Origin of the sequence: Microbulbifer celer, from assembly GCF_020991125.1 — a bacterium.
In the GTDB taxonomy this organism is placed as follows: Bacteria; Pseudomonadota; Gammaproteobacteria; order Pseudomonadales; family Cellvibrionaceae; genus Microbulbifer; species Microbulbifer celer.
This window is the reverse complement of sequence record NZ_CP087715.1, coordinates 402,782-416,588: the sequence shown is the minus strand read 5'-3', so window position 1 is coordinate 416,588 and position 13,807 is coordinate 402,782. Positions and strand designations below refer to the sequence as shown.

Annotated in this window: 1 protein-coding gene; it reads right to left on the bottom strand. The window is 57.8% G+C overall.

What is annotated here, in order from left to right:
* Window positions 1-26: 26 nt before the first annotated feature.
* Window positions 27-13,412: a DUF11 domain-containing protein gene (locus LPW13_RS01555; protein ID WP_230437699.1), complete on the bottom strand. Its 13,386-nt coding sequence runs from the start codon at window positions 13,410-13,412 to the stop codon at window positions 27-29.
* Window positions 13,413-13,807 lie beyond the last annotated feature (395 nt).

Sequence of the window (13,807 nt, the reverse complement as noted above, 5' to 3'; positions counted from 1 at the left end):
TTTATTAGAAGTAGAAGGACGGAACATCACTGGAATCCTCCCTGATCGCTGTCATTTCCCAATGCGCGATCCACACTGCGTTTAAGGCCATCGAGCAATCCACCCCGGGTTGGGGGCGCACCACGGCGCCAGAATATTTCGGTTTCGATATTGAGCGGATAACAGCAGTCGAGCGCTGCCCAGTCTTGTGCAATCCGTGCCTTGATGGTTTCAAGGCGCGCCTCTACCAGCGACGGATCTTCGTTTTCCGCCAGGTAGGACAGACGCAGTACGGACGGCGCCTGCTGCAGTTTTTCCAGCAACAGTTCCGTGCGGGAATTCCACTGCGGACGCAGCTCGGTGGAACCGGGCTCGAACACCGCTTCCGCCAGATCCAGACGCACTACGCGGTGCAGGCTGGTACCGAAGTTGAACTCCAGCATCTTGCCTCGGGTAGCGCGCTGGACACGCGGGTTTTCCGTGGTCAGGCGATAGCCACTGGGCAGGCTGCGATCATCCAGCTTCAGAACAAAGTTGGAACCGCGATCCTGGTTCGGCACCGCTGCACAGGTGATGTGGAAGCGACCGTGGGCATCGGACGTGGCCTTGAGGCCATTCGCCGTCACCACACGCGCACCAGCCACACCGCCTTCACCCTGATCCTGGTAACCGTTCAGGTTTTTATCGTCGTACACCTTGCCGATCACATCGGTACAGTCGAAGGTCGGATCCGGCACCACGCGCACCGTCGCCGTGGCTTCGCCAGACGCCTGCTGACCGGAAAGCTCGTTGAACATCCGCGCACGGTTCACATACTTGCCTTCACCCACACCGGAGCCCACCACCAGCAACAGCTTCAGGGTACGGGTCTGTTCCCCTTCGGCGCGCAGGTGCGGCCACTGCAGTTGCAGGCCGTTGACCACCGGCTCCACCGGCACACCGTCGAGGTTTGCGGAACCCGCCACATACTTGAAGCCGGCCGGGAAGTAATCCACCAGCTGCAGGTCGGTCAGCGGTACCGGCATGGTGTTGGTAAAGGTGATGGTGTACGGCACCAGCTGGCTGCGGGTCACATTGAGCATGGCCGCGGTTTTGGTCAGCGCCAGGGCGCCTTCCAGTTGCGGGTCCAGGGCAATGTGGTTGTTGAACAGCTGGCTGCTGCCGGGCTGGTTGCTGTCGTCCAGGTTCAGGCGGAGGTAATAATCCGTCTCGCTGGAACGCGCATCCATATCAATCGTCGGTGCCAGTTCGGAAAGTTGTATCTCACAGTGATTCGCCGTGGCCGGAATCACGTCCGAGCCGCTGCCAAGGCAGGCGCCCACATCGAAGCTGCCGGTTTCCACGCCCGTTTGCGGCGGAATGATCTGCGACGGACCGGAGACGTAATCGTCACTGGGCACTTCCACTTCGATCAGGTAATCCGCGTTAGTCGCACAGGCGGCACTGCTGAAGTTCAGATCGAACTTGTAATAACCCCCCGGCAGGGTCAACTGATTCTGTTGCGCGGGATCCTCGAAGCAGCTATCCGGCAGTGGCTGACCGCTGGAGGCCTGCAGCATGCGCACCATCGCGCCCGCGATGGGGGCACGCTGTACGGAATCGTAGATCACTCCGTTGGGGGTAATCGGCAGATTCAGGTTCTGCGGGTTGGCACCAGAGCCGATGTAAATCTGGCGGATCTCCTGCGGACCATTGGCGAAGTCGGAACTGGCGGTACCCAGAGACGCGGTGGATTCCACCGCGTTCGGCGCCAGGTAGCGCAGCTCGTAACTGGCGCCTTCCATATTCGCACCGTCCATGTTCGGTACCAGACCGTCGAACTGGAAGTAGCCGTTCTCATCACTCTGCCCGGTTTCCAGCAGCGCATTGTTGAAGTACAGCTCCACGGTCCAGTTGGTGAGCAGCCGCTCCTCACTGTCTGCGGTTTCGCTGAAGTTCACATCGTGCCAGAGGTAACCGGAGAGGTTGGCAATGCCCGGGGTACCACCGATATCGATGGCCACGGAGGCCTCGTTGGACACCGGCGGATCATTCCATTTCACCTCGGCGGTATTCACCACCGAGTAACCCATCTCCAGGTTCTCACCCAGCTTGGCCTGGAAGCGCAGGGTGATGGATTCACTGGGTTCCAGATCCCCGTAATTGGTGCTGTAGTCGACGGTAATCAGAGAGCCGTTGACCATCACACCATCCGGCCGGCCGTTCAGGCGCGCGGAGTCTTCCACGTAAGTGAGCACACCCTCACCGGCGGTAAGCAGGTCATCGTAAATGCTCACCAGGCTCGCGGGCACCGCACTGATATTGGTGACCTCTACCAGGTATTCCAGCACCTCACCGGGTTCGGCAGCACCGCCGCCAACCACAGCCACTTCTTTGGTAATGGACAGCTGCTGTGCATCACCAACGACTACTTCTGTCGGCTGCGCTCCGTTACCGGTATTGCCGTCGGCATCGGTCAGGGTCAGCGGCAGCTCCAGGCTGTACACATTACCCTGGTTGCTGATGATGGTGCCGCGCTCAGTTTCCGCATCCACCATCACATCAAACACGATGGTCGCGGTCTGCGCTGTGGTGATCACACCCTCGCCTGTTGCCGGCAGCGGCGGCGTCAGGTCTTCACTGCTGATGGCAATGCCGGCCACCAGTGGCGATTCCGTGCCGTCATCGGCTACCGCAGTGCCATTCAACAGGGTGCTGCCAGCGACATAAGTGGTGTGCTCCGGCACCAGGTCCACCAGGCGTGCTTCGGTGGCGTCTTTGCCGCCCCGATTGCTGACGGTGATGGTGTAACGCAGCACGTCTTCCGGATCGACGATGCCCGCGGTCATGTTATCCACAACCAGCTCGACGGTTTTCTGCACCCGCAACAGCGGTACATTACCGACAATATCGATGGTGGGATCGTCGGCCACTTCGGTAGTGGGATCGTCCGACGGCTTTTCATCCAGTGGCGCCCCGCCACCGGCGCCGACGCCGTTGGCGAAGCCCTGGTTGGAAATCACCGTACCGTCGTTAACCTCATTGATGGTCACATCAAAGGTGACTACCGCTGCGTGAGCGCCGCCCGCTTCCGGATCCGCCAGCAGCTCACCGGCTTCTGCACCGGGAGACTGGATTTCCAGTGTCTGTGCCAGCGGCGTGCTGCCGTCGATATCGTCCAGCGCGGTACCGTTCAGCGTGGTGGAACCGGCAACGTACACGGTGTTGGCCGGCACCTGGTCGCGCAGGCTGGCCTCCAACATGTTTTCGTTGCCGATGTTTTCCACCCGCAGGGTGTAGCGCAGGGTATCGCCGGGCATCAGGCTGTCTGCTTCGCCGGTGAGATCTTCGGAAGTTTTTTCAACCTGGAAGATCGGGGCGGATTCGATGATGACCCGGGTGGGGTCTTCATCGCCGGAAACCTGCGGGTCCGCGGCGCCGTTGATATTCGGGTCGTCACTGTCGATCAGCGGCTGACCGGGCAGCTGTACCTGGGCCTGATTCAGTACCGCGGATGCACTGTCGATCACATTGATCAACTGCACCTGATACACCAGCTGGACTTCAGCGGTGCCACTGCCCGCAGCGCCCAGGGTCAGGCTGGAGACATCCACCAGGCCGGTACCGTTGCCACCGCCAGTGGCGTTGGTCGCGGAGCTGTCTGCATCCACCGGCGCGGAGATCAATTGCAAAGTGCCCGCTGCAAACAATGCCGGCGCATTGAGGCGGTCCAGTTCATCGGTAATAGAAACATCTTCCACTTCCATATCACTGACGTTGCGCAGGGTCAGGGTGTACTGCAATACATCCCCCGGAGCCGCCATGGTCGCGGGGCTGTCACCGGAAGTGATGTTTTCCACCACTTTTTCGAATACCACACTCGGCACCGCGGCGATCACGGTAAACACATCCTCGTGATCTTCCACCGACGGCGTGCCGTTGGGTGGGTCCGCAGCGTAGGTGCGCTCATAAACGCGCGCGTCCGGGCCGGTGCTGTCCCAGCTGTACCAGCGCTCGGCGCCGGCGACATTATCCAGTTCAGTGCCATCGACGGTGTTCTCATCCAACCATGCGTCGTAGGCAAATTGCAGGTGATGATCCACCGGCAGTGCCGCGTTGGCACCACTGGCAGTGAACATCAGAGTGCAGTTTTCCGCATCAAATACGCTGGTGAAGTCACTGCCTTCACTCAGTGTGGCAACCGCGTTTCCGCCGGCATCCACTACTGTGGCTGCAAAGTTGGCCGGCGGTGTCTCACACATGCCGCCCTGCTCGGTAGCGGGCAGGAAATCGCGCACGGTCAGATCCCACGCCGGGCCGGTGCCACGGTTATGGACATCCAGGGTGAAGCGACCCGGCTGACCGGATTGCACCTGTGCATCACCGGTTTTGGTCATCACCAGCTCAGTGGGCTCCACGATCTCGATCGGTGCCGAGTATTCGCTGACTTCACCCATGCCGCGGCCCGCATTCGGGTCGTCGTTGGCATAGCTATAGCTGTAGCTGGCGCGAGAGCTGAAGGCGTTCCCGAACTGGTTCTGGTCGGTATCGCGCAGTCGCAGGGTGACATCGATCACCGCTTCGCTACCGGCTTCGATATCAATACCGCTGGCGTTATCGGTAATCGTCAGCAGTCCGCCATCGATGGAGCCCTGAGGATTGAACGCGATGTTGCCGGAGACCTGCTCGGCGCTGACAAATGCCAGGTCCACCGGGTCAATACCGGAATCAGCGAGGTCCATCTGTACCGCCACATCGTGCAGCGCCCCCGCAGCCGGAATCGTCAGGCGATAGACAAACGGTTCGCCAATGGAAGCCAGTTCGCGGGTGGCAGGCTCAACGGCAATCTGCAGCGGCTCGGCATCCGGTGTGCTGAACTGCACACTCACCGCATCACTGGGGCCGTAGGGCTGACGGTTTTCCAGCACCGCGCCTTCGGGAACCTCTCTCTCGCCGAAGGAGTAATACCATTCGATAAACGCGTTGTTGCCGATCTGCAGGCCAGCGGCGAGATCGCTGTCGGTCGTTACCTGATACACCACCTCCAACACATCCCCGGCGGGAATAGCATCGGCAAAATTCCATACGGCTTCGCCGGTAGCCGGATCAAAGGTTGGCTGTACCAACCCAGAAGTAGCGCCATTGATCGAAATGGTCTCCACTCCAGCATTGCGCATGCCCACAGGGATTTCATCGCGCAGCACAGGGTCATACGCGGGTGCGGTACCGTTATTGGTAATCGTCGCGGTAAAGGTGATGGTCTGCTCCGGCATCAATGCCGCGGTACCATCGGGCGTGGCGGTCAGAGCAAACTGGAGATCCGGTTGCAGCAGATTCAGGGCCTGCTCCGTCAACAGTGGCTCACTCGGGCCTGCGGCCGTGTCGAACTGGAAGCTCGCCGCATTGCGCATTTCGATACTGGCCGCATTCAACGTCAGTACATCTTTCTGCACTCGCGTGCGGTAGGTAATTACCAGCTCTTCTCCCGCGGTATTCACCAGTGACCCCAGATTCCAGATAATTTCGCCGGCAGCTTCTGCAACCGGCTCCTGGGTGAGGTCATAGGTCATGCCATCGGCAGCGATGGAAACGGTATCCACAAACACCATGCCTTCCGGCAGGGTATCGCTCACAACCGCATTGGGAAGCGTGCCGCGCTGGGCACCCAAGCGCAGTTCATAAGTGACCAGGTCACCGATACGCAACTCGCCATCGTTCAGCGGTGCGGTTTCACTGAGGACGTTTTTCTCAAGCGTGGCGGTATTGCTAATTGCCAGTGGCGGCAACTGTTCCGGGCCGAGGAAATAATTATTTAGTGCAGACGCATCCGGCATATCGGAACCGTCCCGCTCCACATGCTCGGCCGTTCCAGCCTGGCTGGTCCACTGTGCAGTAGTGCTGCCGGTCAGCTCCTGGCCCGCGAGCACGCTGTCCAGTACGCGCACAGCAAATTCCAGGGTGCGGGTTTCACCGGCAGGTATATCGGTATTGGCCACCGCATCCCAATTCAGGCTCTGGGCGGTAGCAACACCGTCACCGACAATTGTTGGATCTGCAATGGCAGTACCATTGAAAGTCGCCGTGCCAGCCTCGTAAACCCAGCCGGTACTCAGCTCTTCCAGTACCGACAGATCGTATGCTGCAGAGCCATTAGCACCCTGCTCCGCCAGCGCCAGACTGAAGCGATAAATATCACCGGCTACCGGCTCGGTATTCCCGCTCTGGTTGACGGCGCTCTGGGTCAGCCTCAGTTCGGGCTCGACAATGGTGAGGGTTTCGGAACCGCCCCCCATTTCTGTCACCACGCCGGCTTCGCTATAGGTATAAGTGGCGCTGATATCAAAGGTCTGCCCGGACTGGGCGTTTGCATGGTTCGCGACCCAGCCGGTGAAAACTATTTCACGCACTTCGTTGGGCGGAATATCTCCCACAGCGATGGTGAACTGCTCGCCCGCGGGAACCGTTACCGGCTCACCGTCGATGGTCACGGTGTCCAGCGCAATCGCGGTGTCGCGGCCTTCGAGGGTATGTTCGACCTGCACGTCCGCCAGGGTAGAACTCGCGATGGGACTCGCCGGCACCGTAATGCGATAGCTGACCGGTGCACCGATGGGCGCGCGGCCGTCGGACGGCTCCATCAATTGCAGGGTGAGGTCTTCCGGATCAGCGACCGAAGTCATCAACTGGAAGCAGTTGTTTGAGAGTGCGGATTCACAGGCCGGTACAGTGCCCTCATAAAGGCGACTGCTGGTACTGTCGATATCGTTGGAAACGTAGTTATCGATATGGAAGCGGTTGTACCAGGTATGGCCGCTGGGAATATCGAGATTCAAGCCGACTTCGTAATCGATCTGGATAACGGCGTTTTCAGGCACTACATCGGCAAGGGTAAATTCGATGATGCCGCCGTTCACCACGTGGGTGTAGTTGGCCGGCTGGCCGTCGACCTGTACCTCAATATTATTGAGTGTTGTTTCATCGAACTCCGGATTGGCCGGATCACTATTCAGGATATCTGCAATCACAACACCGTAGGCGGGAGCGCCGCCGAGGTTCTGTGCCCGTAGACGGAAGTTCATGACTTCGTTGGTGATATCCACCACCGTGTGGGGGCTGGTAACACCAGAGCGGGTATCGGTTTTCTGCAGATCGGTGATGTTCGGCTGTACTACCCAGATACTCGCCTGATCCTCGAGTAATTCCGCAGCACCATCGTAAATCAACTCGGCGCTGTTTGTGCGTTCTATCTCGCCGCTGTTGGCCGGGAACACGGTCTCGTCATCGAGCACTACCGCGGTATACACAATGGTAAACGGCGGAGTTGAATCGCTTTCCGCGTCGATATTTCCCAGCTGCCACTGGAGTGTGCCGGTTGCGCCGGGGGCCGGCTCGACCGGTGTCAGAGAACAGGTAAAGCCGTTGGTGCCGCAATCGATACTATCTACGGAAACCAGCTCCAGGCCCGCCGGTAGTTCATCGGTAACGACAACGTTGCGGGTAAGTCCCGGCTGGATACCGAGGTTCAGGGTGTACTGCACCGTATCGCCGATACGCGCGCGGTCGGCATCACCCCAGGCGTCAGACACTGCGGTTTTGGAGAAATCGGTGCTGTCTTCGGTAGCTACCGTTTCATTAATAAAAGTGCAGTACTCATTCGGTGCAACCGTAACCGGGCAGCCTTTGCCGTGTCGCTGATAGTCGCCGGGATAGGTATCCTGACCGGGAACACCGTGATCCAGCGAGGTCCAGTCCACGTGCACGGTATTTTCGATTTCACTGCCAAACGCCGATAGCACCGTGGTGTTGTAGATCAGCGTCATGGATTCACCGGGGGCGATATCCAGGCTGTTGTCGTCACCGTTTTCACGTCCCCAGACAAAGGCGCCGTCAGCACGTGTACCGGGCATATAGTCGGCACCATCAAGCGTCGCGTTGTCCAAACGTAACTGCTCCGGTAGCAGGTCGGCAATATTGACATCGAACGCGGTGGAAACATTCGCACCGGTGTCGTTGGTGATCTCGATGGTGTACTCGAGGGTATCGCCACTGACCGCGCTGGTTGCACCGGCGGTTTTGGTTACCGTCAGAGCCGGTTCCGCCACTTCAATGGGGTCGACATCCGCAGTCAGCGTGGTCGGTGCATTCATGTAATCCAGCTCCGCACTGTTGGAAAGCACGGTGCCGGCAACAACGCTGCCGTCGTTCTCGATACGGGCGACATAGTAGATATGAATAACCGGGTCGATAGCATTGGTGGCGCCCTCACCGGTGTCGTCTTCGGTGTGAGTTGCGACTTTACCTATGTTCCAAGAGAGCGTGCCGGTATCGCCATTTTGCGGCAGCGCGCCGGCAAACTGACCACAGGAAGCATCTGGAGACTGATCATTAATCTCCAGAATGGTGTCGTCGTACTCACAGCGAATTTCGTAACCGTGGTCTGAATTGGCGATCGCATAGCCATTGGACAATGTATCGGTTACCACCACATTTTCGGTCACGCCTTCTGGCAGGAAAATATCCAGTCGGAAGGTACGGTGGGCGCCGATGGTGCGGGACTCCGGTGTAGTGCCGTTTTCGGTGACGTCCGCTTTTACCAGCTCAAGGCCGCCGACTTCGGTACGATCTTCGGCGGTAGTTTCGTAGTCATTGATATTCGGCTGAGGATCGGTTTCCGTGGTAAACCAGCCGTTGCGTATCCCGTCTTCCGCACCATCCTCACCAATCGCACCGTCCTTAGAGGCGGGATCAATATTCAGATTCAGGTTGCGATTGGGCAGGGACTGCCAGGTGGCCTCAATGGTATTGGGCAGCTCTTCATGAGGCGCGATATCGGCAGCGTCATCGTTTTCGCCAACCACTCGCACCTGGAAACTGAACGCTACGCTAGCCCCCTGGGTAATGGCGTAAGGCGCCGCCCAGTTAGTGCCGGCAGGCGCATCCGGAGACGGATCGTCCCAATAGAAAATAGGCGCGTCGGGGTTATCGTCGGCAAAACGCACCTGCGGCGCGGGCACACCATTCACGCCCTGCTGGCTGTCAGGAACGTAGCGGTATTTGGTATCCCGCAGATCGTCCAGCACTTCCAGATTAAACGCCGTGGCACTGGTGGAACCTTCATCGTTGTCAGTGTTGGTCGCCGTCACCGTTACGGTAATGACATCGTCACCATCCACGCTGGCGATCGCGTCATCAAAGGTTTTTTCCAGTGCGATGCGCGGTCCGTTGACATGCACGGTAATGGGCGGCGGCACAAATACACTGCGCTCACCGCTGCTGGCGCCCGCCGGCAGGTAGGACATGTACGCGTCGCCAGCGCCATTGACCACCAGCTCTGCACCGTGACTGGCCGTCACATTGTTTTCTACCCGCACCACAAAAGTGACTTCAACCGGAATCAGCCCGTCTGGGTAGGTATTGCGGTTGTACTCAAGCAAGTGCTGATCGCCGTAATCCCAGTGCACGAAGGTGCCGTCGCCACCACTGCTTTCACAACCGGTAACGGTTGGGGTCAGCGGAGTGCTTCCATCTCCAGGAAACCAGGTAGTATCCGGGATACTACGCAGGTCTTTCTGTTCCGCATCAATACAGCGTAGTCCTTCCGGTAACGGTGCATGGAAGGTGAACTCTCCCAGGCGTGCGGCCGGCACTTCACCGGTGAGGCGCAAACGAACTTCTTCGCCCACAACCGCTTCAATTTCTCCCTGCTTCGGAGCATATTCTCCCAGCGTCGACTGGCCAACGGCCTCAATGGGATCAACTTCTACCTGGTAAATGGTGACGTTGGCGCTGTCCGATTCGCAGTACTCACTCTCATCGTCGGCATTGATACAGTAAATACGCGCACCACCGGAGCGTGGAGTGTCCGGGGTAGCCGGCAATTCGCTGCCATCCGTCAGCGGGTGGTTCAGGTTTGTAACGGGGATCACCGTCTGGTTACCGGCGTCTTCAAACAGGCTGTCGTAGCGGTAAATATCCGCAACCGCATCAAACACCTGACCCGGTGCCACGGTACGGTGCGGCGTTACCCGGTATTGCAACACCACTTCCGCACCCGGATTTATCTGTTTGAGCAGGCTCGACTCTTTGTAGGAAAAAGTGATATGCGCCGGACTGCCACCGTTCAGGCAGTGCGGTGAGGCTTCCGGGTCCAGATGGTCGTAGGTGTAGTTCGTCAGGCCGATAGCCGTGCCGATTTCCCCGGCATCGGGGTTGGCATCACCGGGAATATTATCAATACCATCGTCACCAAAGGCACCATCAACGGCCCAGACACACATCTGGCCGCCGTCGTCCTGCACATCGGTGATGACCACATCGTAGGCAGGTGCCCGATTGATGCCCTCTGCTGCCGCCTCATTGGCAACGGTCAGGCGGTAAACAAAATCATCGAACTTGCTGCCTTCAGCGGACTCCGCCCAACTGCAGCCATTCACATCGCCGGCGGCTTCGCTCAGGTTACAGACTTCTTTGGTGACGCTCAGGCGCGGTTCGGTAATCTGGGTTTGCGCGGTCCAATCCTGCCATTGTGGATAACCCGGGTAATCCGGATTACAGCTCTGCCCACTGCCGAATACCGGATTTTCCCATTCGTCGTTCTGCTTGAAACAGGCACTATTGGATACATTATCGGGCGTGCCAACTGGCGTGCCATCCTCCATTTCAAAACGCACACTGAAATCGCTGCGCCCATAGTCGACACTGCGGTCACCATGTACGTTGGAACCTGCAACCTGATCGGCGTCAGTATTGCGCATCCTGGTAGTCAGGTTTGCGAGAAACCAGCGGTCTTTAATAGTGATTTCGGTACCGCTGAAAGCCCAGCTTAGGTCACCATCAGTCAGCTCACTCCCCGGCATAAAACCGGAAGGCGAGATCACGTCACTACATACGGAGTTCGGCGAATCCGGCAGGCCTCCTGCATGGCAGATATCGGTGAGTTCCCGTTTGCTCACGTAGTACTGCAAGCCCGTATTACTGTCATCACCACCGGCGTGTACTGGCAACGCGTCCGCCACACTGATGTTGGCTACCGTGATATTCCAGCCGGGGGTCTCAAACCCGAACCAGCCGCCGGCGTAAATGTCGAAGTCACACTCTTCCCCCAATAGAATCTGGGGCGGGATACTTTGGCCATCGCCATCACCACTGGGGCGGGTATCCGCTTCCTTGCAGCTGCCCGGCACATAGCGCTTCAGCAGGTTGAACCCGAGCGCCTTGGCCCGCACCGCATCCAGGGTGTAATTATTAGAGAGCTGTTGCGACGGCGTGGTGCCGTCAACGCCGGTCAGATTGGCCGGCGTCGGATAAACCAGGGCTTCACCACTGCTGGTCCAATCCGCCTCCTGGCCGGGTACCGCCAGGGTAATCTGGCCGATCACGTCGGCACGCATGGTCAGGTCATCGCCGTTACCGTGATTTTTACTTACGGTAAAGGTCAGGGTGCTACTGTCCCCACCAGCCAAGTCACCGACTGTACACGCATAAACCACCGCATTGTCCGGCAACGGATTGCCATCGCCATTCGGATCAGAATCACCTCTCCACGCGGGAGTATTCCACAACGGCGCCTGCTGCCCATCAATCTCCGGAGGATTGCCAGGCTCAGTACACTGCCCACCATCAATGGACTCCACATTGATGGTTTGGCCAAAAGTCACATAGAAAGAATAATCACTCGCCGTGTGGCCACCACTGTTCCAGATGTTGACCGTTACTGGCGTGGTTCCCTCATCGCGAATGATATACAAGGGGTGCGGGATATCGACGTTGAGGTTTTCCGGGTCGGGAGTAAACTCGGTAGTGACAATGTCGCTTTGATCGAAGCCGTTTTCGCTACAGAAATCACTCCAGTCCACCTGCAGCTGATTCTCCAGCGGCCCGATGTCTGGCGGGTCAATACGCGTATCGCTACCACCACTTTCATCGTGATTGTCCAGGTTAGCTCTCAGATCGTAAAAGTCCCATGGGTGGCTGGGGTCCTGGTTGACCTGCACGATACGAAAGGTGATGACCGCGGTATCACCGTGACGCATCAGGTTTACCTGATCTGGATTTTCGTTTGCCTCGGGGCCTGCGTCGTTACCGTCGCTGACCAGGCGAAATACCGGTTTTTTCAGACCGGAATCCGCCAAATAGCTCTGGTTACCCGCCGTTGGCGTTACGCTGTTTGTCCAATCGATCTCGGAAATACGTCCCGCATAATTGCTATATCCATCAAACGAGGTGACTTCCAGCTGCGGCTCAAAGTTGGGATCGAGAATGTATTGGTCCGGCAGCGTATCGGTCAGTACCAGATTGTTGACGGTACCGCCGGAGAGGTTCTGCAGGGTGATTCGTACCATCCCGCGCATACCGACGGGCTCACTGGTACCATTCAGGCCGAAAAACTCAACCTGATAATTCAGGTCATTTTCAGAATTCGGATTTTGCAAGGGATTGCCGAGTTCGCCCGAGGACAGTACCCGGAACTCTGCCTGGCTGTTGGAGTAATCGGGTAGACCGTTGGCAATTGCTTGCTCGATATCGCCATGGTTGTTTTCGGGCAAACTATTATTATTGAAGCAGCCCCACTCCACACCATTGGCAGTATTGACCTGAGAAGTACAGGAATTGCGTAGGCGACCGGCGATAAACATTTCCACGCGCCTGTTTATACCAATGGTATTCGGGTAACCAAATTCCTCAATGCGACGATCAGATAGTGAATCACCAGAGATGGCCGTACAGGTATCTCCAAGCGATTCGCCATTGGCCACCGCCTCGGCCTGCCCCTCATCGCGACACAGGGCGAGCATCTCCATATTGGCTGCGCCCGCAGGGTTCATAGAATCATCGAACAACACGTCGCGCATCGGCGCGTCGCCACCATTTTCAATACGTATACGCCAGATAATGCCGTCATCTTCATGGCCGTAGACGCGGTCACCACTGGGTGCAGCTACATCGGAAAATTGGCCGGGCACCATACCCGCATCAATATTACGTACATCTTTGGTAACAACCGCACCCGGTTCGCGAACGCTCAGATTGCTGGTGCCGATTTCTTGTTCGCCCGTCGGGCTCCCTTGACCCGGTAGCGATTCCCAGTCGCCCCAGTTGCTGTTCCAACCGCCGCAGCCACCCCAACCATTATTCTCACACCGCCGATACTCTTCCCCACCGCAATTTGCATACTCAAATGTGGCGGTTGCGGTAATTTCCTGTGGGTCGAAACGATCGACCAGATCTTCGCGCACACCGTCTTGCGCAATCAGGCTGAAAGTCTGGGTTTCCGTCTGACCCCGACCGAGGTTGCCGAAATTAAAATTGTACTGGCTGGCGTTGTAGACGGCCTCCAGGTCCCCGAGATCAACTGCTACCCAAACATTGGAAAAATCCCGGTTCTCATCTCGATATTCCAGCCAGTTGGAATCGCCGGGCTGGCCATTGGTGCCATTGGAAACAGTGAGTCTCACCTGCCCACCACCGCAAAGCTCGCAATAACCGGTAATCTGAATATTGAGTTCGGCAGAGGGGCAAGACTGCTGCGCCCAGGCCCCTCCTACAGGCAGCAAAATGCCAACACAGGTCAAAACCAACGTTGCCAGTGCATTTCTGAAAGATTTTCGCCCTGTTACTTCAGACTTCATCGCTTTCCGCTGCCAGTGAAATTATAAATTTGCCAACTGCCGCACAGGCGACAGCGCCGGGAGAGACTCCGGCGATGGAACTTTATTGCAGGGAGATAGTCGGCGCCGTGAAGCAAGTCATACTTGCGGCACCAGGGAGGGAACTTTTTCTACGTTTGCCAAACAGTTCTCGGGCAAACTTCAGGTGGTTTGTGAAGTGGTAGCACAACCACTTCGCCAGA